The 18,848-nt window shown below is 57.6% G+C and carries 14 protein-coding genes and 1 tRNA gene; 4 read left to right on the top strand and 11 right to left on the bottom strand.

The annotated features are described in order from the left end of the window. The first annotated feature begins 70 nt into the window (after positions 1-70). Together G565_RS0109255 and G565_RS0109260 are read left to right on the top strand one after the other, a co-directional pair. The gene (locus G565_RS0109255) at positions 71-1,624 is read left to right on the top strand and encodes a methyl-accepting chemotaxis protein (protein ID WP_028670669.1); all 1,554 of its coding nucleotides are present in this window, start codon (positions 71-73) and stop codon (positions 1,622-1,624) included. A gap of 341 nt (positions 1,625-1,965) precedes the next feature. Further along, entirely contained in the window at positions 1,966-2,313 is a 348-nt protein-coding gene (locus G565_RS0109260) for a hypothetical protein (RefSeq protein WP_157600039.1), read from the top strand. A gap of 3 nt (positions 2,314-2,316) precedes the next feature. On the opposite strand, the gene G565_RS0109265 is transcribed toward G565_RS0109260, so the two are convergent. The 3 genes from G565_RS0109265 to gcvH form a co-directional block, all read right to left on the bottom strand. Next, on the bottom strand, positions 2,317-3,399 hold the full coding sequence (locus G565_RS0109265; protein WP_028670671.1) for a GGDEF domain-containing protein: 1,083 nt from the start codon (positions 3,397-3,399) through the stop codon (positions 2,317-2,319). 104 nt (positions 3,400-3,503) lie between these two features. Then, a complete protein-coding gene (gene gcvP / locus G565_RS0109270; RefSeq protein WP_245584159.1) occupies positions 3,504-6,395 on the bottom strand; it encodes an aminomethyl-transferring glycine dehydrogenase in 2,892 nt (963 codons plus the stop codon). 255 nt (positions 6,396-6,650) lie between these two features. Beyond that, positions 6,651-7,046 (bottom strand): glycine cleavage system protein GcvH, encoded by a 396-nt coding sequence (gene gcvH, locus G565_RS0109275; RefSeq protein ID WP_028670673.1) that lies wholly within the window; start codon positions 7,044-7,046, stop codon positions 6,651-6,653. 342 nt (positions 7,047-7,388) lie between these two features. Between gcvH and G565_RS0109280 the strand changes: the two genes are divergently transcribed. Continuing rightward, entirely contained in the window at positions 7,389-7,982 is a 594-nt protein-coding gene (locus G565_RS0109280) for a helix-turn-helix domain-containing protein (protein WP_037338540.1), read from the top strand. 517 nt (positions 7,983-8,499) lie between these two features. Next, positions 8,500-9,627 carry a glycine cleavage system aminomethyltransferase GcvT gene (gene gcvT / locus G565_RS0109285; RefSeq protein ID WP_028670675.1) on the top strand — a complete coding sequence of 376 codons (1,128 nt, stop codon included), beginning with the start codon at positions 8,500-8,502 and terminating at the stop codon, positions 9,625-9,627. On the opposite strand, the gene G565_RS23630 is transcribed toward gcvT, so the two are convergent. From G565_RS23630 to rlmE, 8 genes are all read right to left on the bottom strand, one after another. Continuing rightward, positions 9,615-10,190, bottom strand: a complete 576-nt coding sequence (locus G565_RS23630) for a DUF7482 domain-containing protein (protein ID WP_051207689.1) — start codon at positions 10,188-10,190, stop codon at positions 9,615-9,617. The genes gcvT and G565_RS23630 overlap by 13 nt on opposite strands. Before the next feature lie 24 nt (positions 10,191-10,214). Next, the gene (locus G565_RS0109295) at positions 10,215-10,955 is read right to left on the bottom strand and encodes a substrate-binding periplasmic protein (RefSeq protein ID WP_084649311.1); all 741 of its coding nucleotides are present in this window, start codon (positions 10,953-10,955) and stop codon (positions 10,215-10,217) included. Between the two features lie 305 nt (positions 10,956-11,260). Further along, the gene (locus G565_RS0109300; RefSeq protein ID WP_028670677.1) at positions 11,261-12,172 is read right to left on the bottom strand and encodes a pseudouridine-5'-phosphate glycosidase; all 912 of its coding nucleotides are present in this window, start codon (positions 12,170-12,172) and stop codon (positions 11,261-11,263) included. Then, positions 12,169-13,245: a PfkB family carbohydrate kinase gene (locus tag G565_RS0109305; RefSeq protein ID WP_028670678.1), complete on the bottom strand. Its 1,077-nt coding sequence runs from the start codon at positions 13,243-13,245 to the stop codon at positions 12,169-12,171. Before G565_RS0109305 ends, G565_RS0109300 begins: the two co-directional genes overlap by 4 nt. 238 nt (positions 13,246-13,483) lie before the next feature. Continuing rightward, a tRNA-Leu gene (locus tag G565_RS0109310) sits at positions 13,484-13,568 on the bottom strand. A 267-nt stretch (positions 13,569-13,835) separates the two neighbouring features. After that, entirely contained in the window at positions 13,836-15,812 is a 1,977-nt protein-coding gene (locus G565_RS0109315) for a putative bifunctional diguanylate cyclase/phosphodiesterase (RefSeq protein WP_028670679.1), read from the bottom strand. 110 nt (positions 15,813-15,922) lie between these two features. Then, complete coding sequence (gene ettA, locus G565_RS0109320; protein ID WP_028670680.1) at positions 15,923-17,578, bottom strand: energy-dependent translational throttle protein EttA; 1,656 nt, start codon at positions 17,576-17,578, stop codon at positions 15,923-15,925. A gap of 552 nt (positions 17,579-18,130) precedes the next feature. Then, positions 18,131-18,751 carry a 23S rRNA (uridine(2552)-2'-O)-methyltransferase RlmE gene (gene rlmE, locus G565_RS0109325; protein ID WP_028670681.1) on the bottom strand — a complete coding sequence of 207 codons (621 nt, stop codon included), beginning with the start codon at positions 18,749-18,751 and terminating at the stop codon, positions 18,131-18,133. Between the last annotated feature and the right edge of the window lie 97 nt (positions 18,752-18,848).

Genomic DNA, 18,848 nt, shown 5'->3' on the forward strand with positions numbered 1-18,848 from the left:
ATCAGAACACCGTTTTTCGGAGTGCCGAAACCTATAGTGTATCAGTCTGCAATGTGCAACGGAGTGTGCTGTGAGAAACAATCAACCGGTTACCGATAAGGAAATCACTTTTTCAACCGACGAAAAACTGATTTCGTCTACCGACCTGAAAGGTCGAATTAAGCACTGCAACGATGCCTTCGAACGCGTCAGTGGTTTTACCCGTGAAGAACTCATTGGCCAGCCCCACAACATCATCCGTCACCCCGACATGCCGTCTGAAGCCTACGAGGTTATGTGGTCGCACCTGAAGGCCAATCAACCCTGGATGGGTCTGGTTAAGAACCGCTGTAAAAACGGCGACTATTATTGGGTGAATGCCTATGTCACACCCGTCACCGACAACGGTACTGTCATTGGTTATGAATCGGTTCGCCGGGTTCCAGAGCGCAGCGACATAGAGCGAGCTGAAAAACTCTACGGCCGGATCAAAAAGTCAGGCTTTAAACCAGGGCCGGCGTTTCCACCCCGGCAAACCATCGCGACGGCTGCTGTTGTTCTGGCGTCACTGGCACTGTTTGCCTCGGGCCAGCCTACGATTGCCTATGGTTTGGTGGTGGGGGCACTGGCTAGCTTATCTGCATGGTGGGTGCTGTCCAGACGTTCGCTGATGGCAGGGCTCAACACCTTGCTGGAAAAATCGTTCAAACACGATCTGGCTGTTAAAAGTTACACAGACGATGCCCGCGATCTGGGTCGCCTGAAAGTCGCCATTATGAGTGAACAGGCGCACCTCGATACCGTTTTGACGCGGATACAGGATGCGTCGATTCGAGCAGAGAAAGATGCCTCTGAAGCCTTAAGTATGGCCAGTGAGGCCCAGGCTGAAATGCGCAAGCAACAGGACGAGTCTGACCAGGTTGCCGCCGCAATGAACCAGATGACAGCGACCATTAATGAAGTCTCCGACCATGTGCAGCAAACGGCTCATAAAGCCGAAGAAGCCAGGGGTCTGGCGAAAGAGGGTGCATCGGTCTCGCGTAAAACGCATCAGGCGATTGAGCATTTGAAAGCCAAGGTCGATGGCATCAGCCAGGCGGTTGGCGACTTGTCGAAACAAACCGAAACCATCATGGGCGCTGCTCAAATCATTGAGCAAATTGCTGAACAGACCAACTTGCTGGCGCTTAACGCGGCAATCGAAGCCGCGCGGGCGGGTGAATCGGGTCGCGGCTTTGCCGTTGTGGCTGATGAGGTGCGTCAACTGGCACAACGGACGCAGGGGTCGACCCAGGAAATTCACTCTATTATTGCAGAGCTTAAGAACCGGGCGAAACAGGCCATTACGGTTGCCAGTGAAGGCCAGAAAGACGCGGAAGAAGGGCTGAAACAGGTCGCTATTTCGTCAGATAAACTGGACAGCATTGCCGCCTCGGTAGATGGCATAGCGAGCATGTCTCAGGAAATGGCCGCCGCCGTTGAAGAGCAGGCACAGGTGTCGGAACAAATTAACCAGCAAATTGTGACGATCTCTAACCTGGCTTCCAGCAACAGCGATTTGTCGACCCACGCGGCTGAACGAATCGGGCAGGTACACAAGGTTGCCCAGCAGTTGGACGAGCTGGTCAATCGGTTTAAGCGCTAAGTTGAGCGCCAGGTTCGCTTGCCGCACTGTTTATGGCTGGACTAAGGCAAGGGTGAGGTAGGCGCGTAATGTGAGTTAGCGAACACAGCGCCTTGCCCTGCGCGTTTTGGCTGTCCACCATCACTGATGTCACTGAAGTCCTTTCTACAAAGGCTTTTTACGTTAAGAAGAGTATTCGTTATTGAACTTCGAAAAAATAGAAACGAGTGAAATAGATCGCTCGTCTTGGGTCGGGCACTGCCCAACTGGCATCAGCCAGTGAGCAGATGTCGGCGGTCGCCCAGGAGAATACCAAAATTATCACCGAACAAAAAAATGAGACGGACCAGGTCGCGTCGGCCATGAATGAAATGACAGCCACGACCCGGGAAGGCGCGCAGAATGCCGAGGAAGCCTCCGGCTCGGCGCAAGGGTGCGAACAGCTTACTCGCGAAGGCGGCAGCCTGGTGCGCAACAACATCAAGCAGACCGAAGATCTTGCCGATGAAGTGAAAGAGGCTGCTCAGGCGATTGTTGAACTGAAAGAAGACAGCGACAACACCGGGTCGGTACTGGGCGTGATCGCTGGTATCGTCGGTCAAGCGGCAACAGCCAGTGAAGAAACGTTGCAGTCGAATCAGGAGCTCAGTCGTCTGGGCGTCGAATTGCAGGAATTGGCCAGCCAGTTCAAGCTGGGCTCGGCGAGGTAGTTGTCAGTCGTGATACACGACCCGGTTTCGCCCGCTGGCTTTGGCCTCAAACAAGGCCTGGTCGGCCCGGGCGAAGACCTTGTCGAATAAGGTCTGAGTAGTTTCGTGGTGAGGGCAGGGGCGCATTTGCGCAACGCCAAAACTGGCACGGATAGCTAGCCGGGTGTTCTTCCAGGTGATGCTGTGCTGTTCGAGCTTTTCACGCAGCGTTTCGGCCAGTGAGCTTGCCGTCTTTCCATCTGCCGGTAACCAGAGCGCAAATTCCTCGCCCCCAAATCGTGACAGTGTCGCTTCTTTGGGTAGCGCTGACTTCAACGCAGTGGCCACTGATTTAAGGGCAGCGTCACCGGCCTGATGGCCGAGCGTATCGTTGATGCGCTTGAAGTCATCAAGGTCGATAATGATCAGTGACCCGAGATCCGGCGACGTTTTCAACGCACGTTCAATGCGTTGAATCAGAGCGCGGCGGTTGTGCAGTCCGGTCAGGTGATCGTGATTGACCTCCCATTCCAGGCGCTCGCGCAGTATGCCGTTGGTGATCAGAGTGGCAGCAACTTCGAGGGCGGCGACCATGCTGTCGGAGTAGTCGCGCGGGGCGTCGCAATCGTCGAAACCGAGAATTCCCCACCAGGCACCATCGACCATGATGGGGATGGTCAGCATCGACTTAATGTTCTGAACCTCGAACTCGTACTGTAAAAAAGGGCCCACCGTCGCGATGTTGTGCCTGAGCACGTCACCGTTCAAACGCGACTGATAAAGCGAGCGAATGTCTTCATTGCCGACCTCCACGCGATGCTCATTAAAGCGCGGGTCATTAATTTCGGAATATTGTGGTTCTGACGCCCATTCATAAAGAAAGCTGGTGACGTAATGGTTCGGCCCCTGGTCGAGTACTTCAAACATCCAGGTCCGATTAGACGACGTGGCCTCTCCCAGTTCCGCCAGGAAATCGGCGATACCATGTCGCCACCCCCGCTCGGAACCCAGATAGCGAGCCGCGTGAGAAACCGCCAGAAATAAACCGGATGAATCGGGGTTGGGCTTGTTCAGCCCAGGCGAGAAGGGCGATAACGGTTCAGGCATGACACAAAGCAGATTACTGCAATAATCAAGTGTCTATCTAATGTAGCATCGATTCATGCAGGCCGCAGCTGCGGCCTGCATTTAGTGAGTTTAACCATTTACTATCAGGGTGTGCGGTAGCTGTCGATGCTCGGGCAGCTGCACATGAAATTGCGATCACCATGTACGTTGTCGACCCGGTTTACGGCAGGCCAGAATTTGGCCGCAAGCGTGGCCGCAGTCGGGAATACCGCCTGCTCGCGGCTGTAGGGCCGGTCCCACTCACCAATCAGATCCAGTTGCGAGTGCGGCGCGTGACGCAACGGGCTCTGCTCTTCGCTGTACTGGCCCGATTTGACCGCCTCTATTTCAGCGCGAATGCCTTTCATGGCTTCGATAAACCGGTCCAGCTCAGCCTGTGATTCCGATTCTGTCGGCTCGATCATCAAGGTGCCTGGCACCGGAAAGCTCATGGTGGGGGCGTGAAAGCCATAGTCCATCAATCGCTTGGCAATGTCTTCCTCGGTAATGCCGGTGTCTGCTTTCAATGGGCGAATGTCCAGAATGCACTCGTGGGCGACCCGGCCGTTACGGCCCCGGTACAGTACGGGGTAGTCGTCTTTGAGACACTCTGCGACATAGTTGGCATTGAGAATGGCGATTTCAGACGATTGACGCAGCCCTTCATGACCCAGCATGCGGTTGTACATCCAGGTGATCGGCAGAATGCCAGCCGAACCGTAAGGTGCCGCCGAGACTGCGCCCGAGCCTTCGGTTTCACTGTGGCCCGGCAGGTAAGGCGCCAGATGCGCTTTTACGCCAATAGGGCCCATACCCGGGCCGCCACCGCCATGCGGGATGGCAAAGGTTTTATGCAGGTTCAGGTGTGAGACATCAGAACCGATAAACCCGGGCTGAGTCAGGCCCACCTGGGCGTTCAGGTTGGCACCGTCGAGATACACCTGGCCGCCAAACTGGTGAATGATGTCGCACAGTTCACGCACACCTTCCTCGTACACACCATGCGTAGAGGGATAGGTAATCATGCAGGCCGAGAGCTTATCGCCCGCGGCTTCGGCTTTGGCGCGCAAATCGGCCAGGTCGACGTTGCCTTCATCGTCACAATTCACGATCACCACGTCCATGCTCATCATCGCGGCGGAGGCCGGGTTGGTGCCATGGGCCGAGGCGGGAATCAGACACACCGTGCGCTGGCCTTCGCCATTGGCCTGCTGGTAGCGACGTATCGCCAGCAAGCCAGCGTATTCACCCTGGGCCCCTGAGTTAGGCTGCAGCGACATGGCATCGTAGCCGGTGATCTCAGCCAGGTCCCGCTCCAGGTCGGCTAGCAAGCGGGCATAGCCCTGTGCCTGGTCGACGGGCGCGAAGGGGTGCATGTTGGCAAATTCCGGCCAGGTCACCGGAATCATTTCGGCAGTGGCGTTCAGTTTCATGGTGCAGGAGCCGAGCGGAATCATGCCGTGAACCAACGAGTAATCTTTGTTTTCCAGCGAACGAATGTACCGCAACATCTCGGTTTCGCTGTGGTGACGGTTAAACACCGGGTGGCTGAGCACGGCATCGTTGCGGCGCTGGGCCGGGTCGATACCGGGTGCCGTGCCAGGTGTAGTGTCCGCCAGCAACTGCGCATCCAGTTCAGCGACAGACAACCCGTGGTTGTCGCCGAGCAACACCCGGAACAGGTCGAGCACATCGGCCTCGGTCGTGGTTTCATCCAGGCTGATGCCGATACGACCGTCGCCAAAGTCACGCAGATTCATCGACTTGCCGCGCGCGCGGTCATGAACGCTGGCATCGAAGCCGGTCAGCGCCAGAGTGTCGAAGTACGAAGTCGGCACGCTAATACCCTTTTGCTGCAAACCCAGCGCCAGAATACCGGTCAGGCGATGCACCCGTTCAGCAATGGCGGTCAGGCCTTCCGGGCCGTGATACACCGCATAAAAGGCAGCCAGGTTGGCAAGCAATGCCTGAGCGGTACAGATATTCGACGTCGCCTTTTCACGGCGAATGTGTTGCTCACGGGTCTGCATCGCCATGCGCAGGGCAGTATTGCCCCGGGTGTCGACCGACACGCCGATGATGCGCCCCGGCACCTGGCGTTTCAGGTCTTCACGGGCAGCAAAGAAAGCCGCGTGCGGGCCACCGTAGCCCATGGGCACGCCAAAGCGCTGCGCGGAACCCAATACGATGTCAGCGCCCAGCTCACCGGGTGATTTGAGCAGCATCAGCGCCAGCAAATCACTGGCCACTGCAACCATGGCCCCCTGTGCCTTGGCACTGGCAATCAGCGTCCCCAAATCGGCAATCTGGCCGTCGGTTCCGGGGTACTGGAACAAAGCGCCAAAGGGGTTGTGTTCGCTGATGGCAGCGGCCGGCGCGACCACCAGTTCAAACCCGAAATGCTCGGCGCGGGTTTCCAGCACGGCCAGTGTTTGCGGGTGCACATCGTCGGCCACAAAGAAGACATTGCTCTTGCAGCGGCGGTTGGCGCGCTGGCACAGTGTCATCGCTTCGGCGGCGGCTGTGGCTTCATCGAGCAGGGAGGCGTTGGCCAGGTCCAACCCGGTCAGATCCATGATGATCTGCTGAAAATTCAGCAGCGATTCGAGCCGACCCTGGGAGATTTCAGGCTGGTAGGGTGTATAGGCGGTGTACCAGGCCGGGTTTTCCAGCACGTTACGCACAATCACGGCTGGCAGTTGGGTGTTGTAATACCCCTGGCCGATGTAAGAACGAAACACCTGGTTTTGCCCGGCAATCTCTTTCAATTCCGCCAGCGCCTCGACTTCACTGAGGCCTGCCTCGACGGCGAGCGGGCGTTGCAACCGAATGGCACCCGGGACTGTCTGGTCGATCAGTTCACCGACGGTCGCCAGATCGAGTGTATTCAGCATGGAAGCCTGTTCAGCCGCATCCGGTCCGATATGGCGCTGGGTAAAGCTGGCACCGACCAGTTGGGCGAGGGGTTTACGGGTAAGTGGCAACTTGGCGTTCATGAGGGTGCCTCGGGGTAAGAGAGTGGAACTGACAGTAAAAAAAGTGCCTGTCGATGTTAAGTTCTGACTTTGCAATCAACTGAGTGTCAGGTGCCGGGTATGCCGATCCGGGGAATTCCGCAACATGGATGTTGCGGTCTAGGCCCCATGGATGGGTTGAGTGGGCGGCATCCCGTACGACCCCGGAGCGGCATACCCGGTGCCTGACACGGGAACCAGGCACCATAGTAAAACCAACCTCCAAATCGGACGCGGCTAAGCGTCCGACGAAGTAGTACTTGCCTGGTACTGATCCGCCGTCAGCAGGGCGTCCAGTTCTGAATCGTCGCTGGGCGTCAGGGTAAAGATCCAGCCATCGGTGTAGCAGGCTTCGTTTATGGTTTCGGGCGCGTCTTCAAGCTGTTCATTAATGCTGGTCACAGTGCCTGAAATGGGGCTGTAGATATCGCTGGCCGCCTTGACCGATTCGATCACGGCACACTCACCACCGGCGCTCAGTTCCTGGCCGACTTCCGGCAATTCCACAAACACCACATCGCCGAGCTGAGTCTGTGCATGGTCGGTAATGCCCACGGAGACGGTGCCATCGCCGTTATCGCGCACCCATTCGTGGCTTTTCGCGTATCTCAGTTCGGTCGGGATGGCGGTCATCGGAGTATCCTCGAAAGTTGATCTGAAGGTCAGGTTTGGCAAGCCCGGAAACACAAAACCGGCGCGGACGCCGGTTTGCGCAGGTAACCCGTATTCAGTAGTTGGGGTTGCCAGTAATAATTTGATTAAAGGGTAGCAACGGCCTTTCGCGTTGACAACAAATATTTCTTATAGGAAACAAGAGCAGAGCATCGGGGACCGAGCGTTCCCTGCCTGAGGTGCCTGTGCGATACTCGACGCCATACCGCTAACCACCCACCTTTGCAGCGAGCCCCGAAGCGCATGTCAGACGAACCTCATTTTCTCAAGCAGGCAACAGCCGACGAGAGCGAGACCAAAGCCATGCGCATTGCGCGTAAAAGCGCGACTGAAGCCACACTGGAGCCCTTGCAGCTGGGGCAGCGTGTGCGCGCAATTCGCCTCAGCCAGAACCTGACTCTGGAAGAAGCCAGCAAGCGCACCGGACTGGCCCGGTCGACGCTGTCGAAAATCGAAAACGAACAGATTTCACCAACGTTCAGCGCGGTCAACAAGCTGGTACACGGCCTGGGCATCGATATTCCGCAACTGTTCGCCCAGCCACGCACCGGAGCCAGTGCCGGGGGCCGGCGCGACATCACTCGCAAAGGTGAGGGCAAACCGCACCCCACGCCCACCTATGAGCACGAACTGCTCGCCACCCAGCTGACGCAAAAGAAAATGGTGCCGTTTCGCACCCGGGTGCATACCCGCACCTTTGATGAATTCGATGAATGGATCCGTCACGAGGGCGAAGAGTTCCTCTACGTATTGTCGGGCGAAATCCTCTTCTACACCGAGTTCTACGAACCCGTCACCCTCAACGAAGGCGACTCCGCCTATTACGACTGCACCATGGGCCACGCCCTGGTCTCTACCAGCGAGCAGGATGCTGAGGTGTTGTGGGTGACTGCCTAATGGGTGGCTGGGAGGCTTCATTGGGGCGGGTTGAATAACCTACTTTGCCAGGAGTCCGCTATGGCAGGTGGGTAATGGTTTGGCGGGTCGCTGCAAGTACGTCCGTGTAAGCTCGGCGGTCCCCATCCATGGGGACCGACGTCCCGCCAAACCATTACCCACCCGCCGTCGCTGGTCTGATGGACCTTAATTCAGTGTGGATTAAATGAGTTTTCATTGGGGCTGTCGATCAAAGGAGTTCCCACAGGATTGAGTGCGTGGTGCCGGGTATCCCTCTCTGGGGTAGTCCACAGCATGGATGCTGTGGTCTAGGCTCCATGGATGGATTTACGCCGACCCCAGAGAGGGATACCCGGCATCTCGCACGGACCACTGGCACTGAATATAACGAACTCCGGAGCTTGCCACTGACTTTCTCGAGTTTCCTATTGGAAACACGGTGTTGTTGTTGCATTATGCGGTTCACTCTACTTTTTTGAATGGGCTTCCGGGCTGCTCAACCGCCAACAGGTGATCTATGACTGATAACACAGACTCTTTGAAAACGACCCCGTTAACGGACCTGCACATTGAAATGGGTGCCCGTATGGTGCCGTTCGCCGGCTACTCCATGCCGGTTCAGTATCCGCTTGGGGTAAAGCAGGAGCATCTGCATACCCGCCATGCGGCGGGTTTGTTTGATGTATCGCACATGGGGCAACTGAAATTGCACGGTGAGCAGGCGGCGGCTGAGCTGGAAAAACTGGTGCCGGTCGACATCATCGACTTGCCTGTGGGCAAGCAGCGTTACGCCATTTTCACCAGCGAGACCGGTGGCATTCTGGATGACCTGATGGTGACCCGCTACGAAGACTGCCTGTACCTGGTCGTCAATGCCGCCTGCAAAGAGGCCGACATCGCGCATCTGCAAGCGAACCTGGGTAGTGGCGTCACGCTCGAGCGGCTCGATGACCGGGCGCTCGTTGCCTTACAAGGCCCGAAGGCCGTAGAAGTGCTGGCGCGGTATGAGCCAGCCGTGGCCAAAATGGTGTTTATGGATAACTGGCAGGTTACGCTTGATGGGGTTGAATGCTTCGTCTCACGCAGTGGCTATACCGGTGAAGACGGCTATGAGATTTCCATTCCGGCCGCCGATGCCGACCGGCTGGTGCGCCGGTTTCTGGCTGAGCCCGAGGTCGAACTCATTGGCCTGGGCGCCCGTGATTCACTGCGCCTCGAAAGCGGCCTGTGTTTGTACGGCCACGACATTGATACCACCACCACGCCGCTGGAAGGCAGCCTGATCTGGGCCATATCTAAACCGCGACGCGCCGATGGCGAGCGTCCGGGCGGGTTTTTGGGTGCAGACGTGATTCTGGCGCAAATCGCGAACAAAGACTGGCAGCGCAAGCGAGTGGGCCTGATCGGTACCGGCAGAGCGCCCGTGCGTGAAGGCACGGAGCTGTACAACGCCGAAGGCGATCGCATCGGCGTCGTCACCAGTGGAACCTTCGGCCCGAGTGCTGAAGCCTCCGTAGCCATGGGATACGTCGAAACGGCCTGCAGCGCCCTGGAAACCGAGGTGTTCGCCGAAGTTCGTGGCAAGCGCCTGCCCATGACGGTTAGCCGCATGCCCTTTGTTGAGCAGCGCTACTACCGGGGCTGATCGGGCAGGCCGTGCAACTGGCTGCCAGGCAGCCGGTTGCCTTGCGCATCGGCGACGACGGCGCAGTTCACCACTATGTCCGTGACCGTCAACTCTACCCAACCGGCTGCCTCGGCGTCGAGCAATTGCGCCTCTGACGTCAACTCCTGCTGTTGCTCCGATCTTAGCCAGCGCACCTCAACCATTTGCCAGACAGGGCTGTACGGCTGATTATTGCTGGCCGGGCCAATGGGTTCGGGGGCAGAGGGAATGACATTGATTTGCTCACCCCCGGGAAAGGTATAAACGCGTTCCAGCACCGTTTTCAGGCCGGGCGGTTTCGGCCTTGGAGGCAAGGCATCCTGAAAACGGGGCGTGTGGTTCGCGCCCTTGGCGATGGCCATGGATCTGGGCCAGGCATCGGTGGTCACGTAATAGTAGACCTTACCGTTATACCAGCTGGCGACCAGGGGCAGCGTAATGGCCGGTGTTGCAACCGCCGGGTCCGATGTTCCTGCCGGTTGCAGGCTGCTGCAAGCCGCCAGTAGAGTGATCAGCACCAGCGTGATCAGTCGACCGCCCATAAGCTATCCCTTTTCCTGTCGTGCTCAATCGAAGGCGATTTCGCCCCGCGCCGTCAGATCATCGTAAGCCGTATTCAGGGCGTTGATGACACGGGGGTCAGTCTCCGGGTTCATCGCCAGATACAACCCCACGGTACGAATGCGAAATGCTTCTTCAACATCCGGATAGCCGCTTTCTTCGGCGATCTTGTAGCCATTGATGTCAGACGTGATCCACACATCGATCAGATCGTTGGCCAGGCGCTGGGCGTTGAGTGATTCATTGGGCAGTGTCGAGACCTCATAGCCCTGCTCTTGCAGAAAGGTCGTTGCGGCGTCGCCTTGATAACCGCCTACACGCAGCCCGCGCAAATCAGTGAGGTTGTCGATCGACAATCGGTGGCCCGTTTTGGCCAGCAGGATCCAGCTGTATTGTCCGACCGGGCCGACCCATTCAAACAAATCTTCGCGTGACTCGGTGCGCGCCGTCGAATAGACCCCGTAATTGGGCCTTTCCAGCGCCCGTCCATAAGAGACCGACCAGGTTCGCAACCTCAGTTTGAAGTCGATATCGGCTTCGGCAAACAATTGCCCGACGATTTCAGTCGCCGTGCCGCCGATGTCTTCAATGTCGTGTTCGTAGGCGGCGCCTTCGAGGCTGTAGTTGAAGGTACCGTAGTTTTCGGTGTAAAGGTTGATGCGTGGCAGGTCTTCGGCAAACAACGATACCGGAAGGGCACAAGCGCACACTAACGCGAGTCGTCGAACTAAGGGGTGGGTCTGCATTGAAACGTTAACCTTTTCTGTTTTTTTGAGTTAACGACATCCCGTCCGCAACAGCACATTCCAATCCCTGGTCTCCAATGGGTGCCTTGCCGCAGAGCGACGCACTGTTTTGGAGCAGCGCCGAAGTGAAAGACTTCGTCGCATAAATGATTGTAGTGATCGTAGCAATAAACTAGCCAGCCGTGCAGCCTTGTGCAACGGTGAATCGGGATATAGAGACAGTTTAGTAGAAATTGACAAAAAAGCCCCCGATTTGATCAAACCGGGGGCTTTTACGAGGAAGTGCCTGGTTGAACGGCGGTCGGTCAGGCGATCAGTGCCCGCGCGATGCCTGCGGCCAGCCGGGCGTTGTTGAACACCAGTTGAATGTTGCTGGCCAGGCTGTCGCCGCCCGTCAGCTCAGCCACCCGGGCCAGCAGGAAAGGCGTTGATTCCTTGCCGCTGATGCCCTGATCGACCGACTCGGCCAAGGCCTGATCAACAGCGGCCTGGATCGTCGCCGGATCCATGGCGTAGGCTTCGGGAATCGGGTTGGCGATCACCACGCCACCGGCCAGGTTCATGCCCCACTTGGCGTTTAGAAAAGCGGCTATGTCGGTGTCGCTGTCGAGGCGGTAATCAACGCCATGGTCACTGATGCGGGTGTAGAAAGCAGGCAGTGAATCGGTTTGGTAACCCAGCACCGGCACGCCCTGAGTCTCCAGATACTCGCGGGTCAGACCCAGGTCGAGAATTGACTTGGCGCCAGCGCACACCACAGCAACCGAGGTATGCGCCAGTTCCTGAAGGTCGGCTGAAATATCAAAGCTTTGTTGCGCACCGCGGTGCACACCGCCTATGCCACCGGTGGCAAACACGCGAATACCGGCCATGTCGGCGATGATCATGGTGGCAGCAACGGTGGTCGCCCCGTGCTCACCGCGGGCGACAACATAGGGCAGGTCGCGGCGTGAGCACTTGGCGACGCTATGCCCGGCCTTCGCCAGGACATCGATTTCGTCGCAGGTCAACCCTGCTTTCAGGCGACCATTGATGATGGCGATGGTGGCAGGCACCGCGCCGGCATCACGAATAATCTGTTCCACTTCCTTGGCGGTGGTGGCGTTATCCGGCCAGGGCATGCCATGAGAGATGATGGTGCTTTCCAGCGCGACGACGGGCTGGCCGTTGGCCAGTGCTTCGGCGACTTCGGGTTTGATGTCGAGGTATGCGTTCATCGGTCGAGAATCCATTGGTTGACTTTGGTTTCAGTAAGTTGGGGATGGTTGGCGCCGGCGGACTCAAGCGTCAGCCCGGCGCAGCCCAGGCCGAATGCGGCCTGGTGTAACAGTGTCCAGCCAGCCCGGTCGGCATGAATGATGCCGGCTATGAGGGCGTCGCCGGCGCCGGTATCGCTCGCTATGTGAGTTGGGTAAATGCCCTGCTGGTGTTGGTTGCTGGCGGTATTGAGCAACAAGCCGTTACTGCCGAGGCTCAGCGCCACCGTTTTAACCCCTTCGCTGATCAATCGGTTCGACAGGGCTTCCGCGTCGGTGTCTTCCTGGCCCAATAACGCACGGGCTTCCGACTGGTTGACCTTCAGCACATTCAGATGCGCGAGCAAGGGTTTGAGTCTGGGGGCTTTGGCGGTAGAGACGGCATCGGCGTAGAGCGCGCCCTTTAACGGCAGCGTTGCCAGCCAGGCCAATGTCGCCTCAGGCACATTGGCCTCAACAACCACTGCATCGGCAGCGACCAGCGTCGAGCGCAGTGGCGCCAGTGCCTCGGGCGTCAGGGCATCGGTAATGCCCATGTCGGCGAGCGCGCCAATCAGTTGGCCATCGTGATCGTTCATGGCCAGGTAGGTGCTGGTGGGCAGGCTCGGGTGGCGCAGCAGGCCATCGGTGCGAATACCGGCAGCAGCAATGCGCTGCTGCAGCCAGTCGCCATTGCTGTCATTGCCCAGCAAGGTAATCAGGGTCACGTCGTGGCCCAGGTGAGCGAGGTTCTCGGCGATGTTGCGGCCAACACCCCCTGCGCTTTGCGCCAGACTGCCGGGGTTGGAATCGCCGGGCCGGTAGGAGGCACTGCAACGCCCGGTCAGATCCACATTCGCCCCGCCCAGCACCACAATGCGATCCTGATCCGGCAGTAAGTAGCCCTTGCCCAGAATCACACCCTGACGGGTCAGCCGCATGATATGGCCTGCCACGGATTCACGGCTGATGCCGAGCTGGTCAGCCAGTTGCTGCTGGGTGGCCATGGGGGTGGCGCGAATTGCGGCCACCAGTTGTTGTTCAAGTTCGGTCATAGAGGGCTCAGGTAACAAGTGTTAATTCGATAACATATGTTAATTGTGCCTGTGAATCCGGGAGGATTGCAAGACCTGGTTTTGTGGGAGGCCACTCTGTGGGCGACTGGAAGCAGCCAAGCCGGTGAGTAAAACGATGGCCAGCAGTGAGGGCGGATGTTCAGTCAAAAAAAAACCGGGGATGCCAGGAGGGGTAGGCATTGAGTGATGATGAAACAGGGAGTATCTAACCTTGAGATGGTGCGGACGGAGAGACTCGAACTCTCACACCTTACGGCACCAGAACCTAAATCTGGCGTGTCTACCAATTCCACCACGTCCGCAAACTGACCGGGTTGTCTCAGTCAGGGAGCGGCATGGTAATGAATTCGTGGCAGGCGTGCAATAGGTGGGGAGTTTTTGAGTGAAGCAGAGTGGCTAACCCAGGTTTTGGAGTTGGCTCAGGTGACTAGCGGCGGCTGCCAGTGGCGCCTCTGCGAGGGAGTCCGCAGCATGGACTAAAACGCCAGGAGCGTTTTAGCATGAGCGCAGCGAGCCCGAAGGGTGAATCCCATGGATGGGATTCATATCATGCGGACAATGCCACAGACCTACTGACGCGCCATCTGGCGTTGTTCAAACCACTCAATGGCTTCGCCCAATGGGCGCGGCTTGGAATAGACAAAGCCCTGAATGCAAAAGCAGCCAAGCTTGGCCACGGCATTGAGTTCATCTTCAGTCTCCACCCCTTCGGCCACCACGGTGATCGACAGCGACGCGCACAGATCGACAATCGCCTTGACCACCGCTTTCTGTTTTTCCGAGTTGGGCAGGTCACGAATAAAGCTCTGGTCGAGTTTGATGATCGAAAACGGCAGGTCGGGCAGTTTCGACAGGTTGGCATAGCCGGAACCGAAATCGTCGAGGGCCAGAGAAATACCCAGCTCGCTCAGGGCCTCAAGCCGGTTGCGGAAGTCATCGTTCTGGTCCGGCAGGTGGTGCTCGGTAATCTCGATTTCCAGGTAGCGCATGGCGTCTGGTTTGCGAGCCTGCCAGGCGGCCAGGTAGCGCAGGGTATCTTCGTTAACGCTTTGCACGCTCAGGTTCACGCCCAGCACCACCGGGTGTGCGCCTTCGTTGAGTTGCCGGGAAATCAGCAGCAGGGCCTGCTCCAGCATCCAGCGGTCCAGCTCCCGAATCGACCCGTTGTGTTCGGCCAGTTCAATGAAGTGCCCGGGGTAGATCAGGTCGCCTTCTTCACCCTGGAGTCGCGCCAGGCATTCCAGCGCCAGAATTTCTCCGGTGCGGCAATCGATGCGCGGTTGCAGGTGCACTTCCAGATCCTGCTGCTTGAGCGCGTTCTTCAACATTTGCGCCTTACGCAGCCGGCGCTGAGCCTGGTCTTCGTAATCGCTGTGGTACCAGTGCACCTGGTTGCGGCCTTTTTTCTTGGCGTTGAACAGCGCAATGCCCGCGTTCTGGTGCAGTTCGTTGGCGGTCATGCCATGCCCGGGGGCTCTTGCGGCACCGATCGAGACGGTAAAGCTGTAGCTGCTCTCACCGATGGAAAACGGCTGGTTCAATTGCAGATGCAGGTCTTTCAGGCGTTCATCGCGGTCGTCGTCAGACGGCACTTCGGTGCCATACCAGAACAGCACGAATTCATCGGCACCGACGCGGGCGAGAAAATCGTCCTCGTCGCTGTGGTGTTTCAGGCGCTGCGACAACTGCGTCAGCAATTGGTCGCCCGCGGCTGTACCCATACTGTCATTCAGCACTTTAAAGTGGTCGATGTCGACGTGCAGGCACCAGAGGTCGTCGATCTCTTCATCGTGGTCATCGATGAAACGGCGCATCCCTTGCTGGTTGGCAAAATGCGTGACCGGGTCGACCAGTTGGTCGGCGCGCAGTTGTTCATCGGAGACCTTGTAACCGGTAATGTCGATGGCAAAACCGAGCACGCCGACAATGGCCTCGTTCTCGCCAACCAGAGGGTGGCGCTCAATGCGGTACCAGCGCGAAGGCTGGCCGGTCAGATCCATCTTCAGTTCCAGAACCTGATGGCGGCCCGAGCTCAGCGCCTGTTCGTCCGACGCCATAAACACCTCGGCCAATTGGGCATGCAGCACATCGGCATCGGTTTTCCCTTGCACATCGGCCCCATCGCACCATTGATTGGTCAGCGAGCTGTTGGCCACCAGATAACGGCCAAAGCGGTCTTTCAGCCAGACCGGGAAGGTCAGGTTGTTGTAGACGCTTTGCAGCAGAATATGGTCGTCACGCAGCTGTTTACTGGTGTCGAGCATGTCTTTGGCCTGAATCAGCGCATTTTGCAGATGTTTCTGGTCATTCTGGGCCAATGACAGCGTAATCGCCGCATAGACCCGAAACGTCGCGACCAGCAAGGCCAGGCTGCCAATGGTACACAGCAGCCCCATCATGCCGCTGATCATGGGGATGTTCAGGCTCAGTAGCCAAACCGCCACCGCCAGCAGAATGCCGGAACAGAAGCCAAGGCCGACCAAAAGGCCGAGTTTTTTTGCCAGCGGGGTTTTCTGGCCGGTCAAAGGGCCGGTCTTTGCGCTCATGGTCTTCCTCGTAATACGGGGCGGGTCACCCGGGCAGACCTGCAGGCCTGACCGGGTGGCTCAGCTCACGGTTAAAAACGTACGCTGAGCCTGGTTGCTATACGATACGCTTACTTGATGCGTTTGTATTTGATGCGTTTCGGACCCTGGTTACCGGTCCGTTTGTGATAGTCCGCATCGTACTCGGTGAAGTTGCCTTCAAAGAACACGGCGTTGGAGTCACCTTCAAACGCCAGAATGTGCGTCGCGACCCGGTCGAGGAACCAGCGATCGTGCGAGATCACCATGACAGCACCCGGGAACGCCAGAATGGCTTCCTCCAGAGCCCGCAAGGTCTCAACGTCGAGATCGTTGGTCGGTTCGTCAAGCAGCAACACGTTGCCGCCCTGTTTCAGCAGCTTGGCCAGGAACAAACGGTTACGCTCCCCGCCCGACAACTGCTTCACGTATTTCTGCTGACTGTTGCCCTTGAAATTGAAGCGACCAAGGTAGGCGCGCGACGGAATCTCATAGCCATTTACGGAAATCAGGTCCTGACCGTCGGAAATTTCTTCCCAGGCCGTTTTGCTGTCGTCGAGCTCACGCATCTGCCCGACAAACGCCAGATCAACCGTTTCCCCGACCGTGATGTTGCCGGAATCGGGTGTTTCCTGCCCGGCGATCATCCGGAACAGCGTCGACTTACCCGCGCCGTTACCACCAATAATGCCGACAATGGCGCCCGGTGGTACCACGAAGTTCAGATCTTCATACAGCAGATTGCCGTTGTACGTCTTCGAGACGCCTTCAATCTCAAACACTTTATCGCCCAGGCGTGGGCCAGGCGGAATGTAGATTTCATTGGTTTCGTTGCGGGTCTGAAACTCTTTTGAACTGAGCTCTTCAAACTGGCGCAAACGTGCCTTCGACTTGGCCTGACGCCCCTTGGCGTTCTGGCGAACCCATTCCAGCTCAGACTTGACCGCTTTATCATGCGACTGCTGCTGTTTGGATTCCATCTCCAAACGCTTTTCTTTATTTTCCAGCCACTGGCTGTAGTTGCCTTCGAACGGAATGCCGTGCCCGCGGTCCAGTTCCAGAATCCAGCCGGCCACGTTGTCGAGGAAGTACCGGTCGTGGGTAATGGCCACCACGGTGCCGGTGAATTCGTGCAGAAAGCGCTCCAGCCAGGCGACGGATTCGGCGTCGAGGTGGTTGGTTGGCTCATCAAGCAGCAGCATGTCGGGGCTCGACAGCAACAGGCGGCACAACGCCACCCGGCGACGCTCACCCCCGGAGAGGTTCTTCACCGGCGCGTCCCAGGGTGGCAGGCGCAACGCCTCGGCCGCGATTTCCAGCCGGTTTTCCAGGTTGTGGCCATCGGCCGCGGCCAGAATGTTTTCCAGTTTCTGCTGTTCGGTAGCCAGCTTTTCAAAATCGGCATCCGGCTCGGCGTAGGCGGCATAGACCGCTTCCAACTGAACCTGGGCATCTTTTAAATGCGCCAGAGACTCTTCCACAATCTCGCGCACCGTCTTAGTCTCGTCCAGCTCCGGCTCCTGCGGCAGGTAACCGATGTTCAGATCCGGCTGGGGCCGTGCCTCACCGATGTAGTCTTTATCGACCCCGGCCATAATGCGCAGCAAGGTCGACTTACCCGACCCATTCAGGCCAAGCACACCGATCTTCGCTCCGGGGAAGAACGACAACGAAATGTCTTTCAGAATTTCCTGTTTCGGCGGTACAACTTTGCCGACGCGGTTCATGGTAAAAACGTATTGAGCCACCGGTTCACCTTTCTGGTTCGTTTCAGTTTGTCTGCCTGGAGTCCGTGTCAGACACCGGCTGTGCCTATTCGGGGTCGGCGTAAATCCTTCCATGGAGCCTAGGCCGCAGCATCCATGCTGCGGACTTCCCCGAATAGGCACACCCGGCATCTGGCACTAAGTTGGCTGCCAACTCCAAAGCTCGAATAATTTGAGTGTCGCTAGAGTATTGAAAAGGCCTTGCTTTGGAAAGGCCGCATCAGACGGCCATTGTCCACGATTAAATTGGATGAGTGTTAAGAATTAAAGGGCGGCAACTCAGGCAAAGGGCCGTCAGGTATGCTCATTGAAGACCGTGATGCCGCATGGATGCGGCATTCGAGCCCCCAGGGACCATAACGCCAGGAGCGTTTTGGCATGAGCGAAGCGAGCCCGCAAGGGCCAGTCCCACGGATGGGACTGGTATCGGTTTACGGCGTGTCTTCAAGGAGCATACCTGACGGCCCGAACCGACTGGCACCCATCACCGATTAACCACCCAAACAGTCTCGATGACGATCGGGACTGTTTCTCTTATCCCTTAAAGCCCTTGCCAACCACATACACTTCCCGCGAACGGGCCCGTGACGAATCGGGTTTGCGAATCACCACTTTATCGAACGACGTTCGCAAGTCTTTGACGTACTCATCGTAGCCTTCACCGTGGAACACCTTTGCTACAAAACTGCCTTTCGGTTTGAGCACTTGTCGCGCCATATCCAACGCCAGCTCGACCAGATACATCGAGGAGGCCTGGTCGGCGACATCCACACCGCTGATGTTGGGCGCCATATCCGAGATCACCACATCAGCCAGAGCGCCATCCAACGTCGCCATGATCTCATCGAACACGCTTTCCTCGGTAAAATCGCCCTGAATGAACTCGACCCCGGCAATGGAATCCATCTCCAGAATATCTGACGCCACTACCCGGCCCTTGTGACCGACCAGTTTCGCAGACACCTGCGACCAGCCGCCGGGTGCCGAGCCGAGATCCATCACCAGCATATTGGGGTGAATCAGTTTGTCCTTGGTGTTGATTTCCAGCAGTTTATAGCTCGCGCGCGACCGGTAACCGTCGATCTGCGCCTGCTTAACAAAAGGGTCGTTCACGTGCTCTTCGAGCCACCGACTGCTGCTTTTGGATCGGGCCATAGCCAATTAACCGTGCTGATTCATCGAATAAGCCGCCATTGTACGCTGTGGCCGGGTAGGGCGTAAAACCACAACACTGACACAACTCGGCCCAGTG

It is taken from the genome of Saccharospirillum impatiens DSM 12546 (genome assembly GCF_000423605.1).
Taxonomy (GTDB): Bacteria; Pseudomonadota; Gammaproteobacteria; order Pseudomonadales; family Natronospirillaceae; genus Saccharospirillum; species Saccharospirillum impatiens.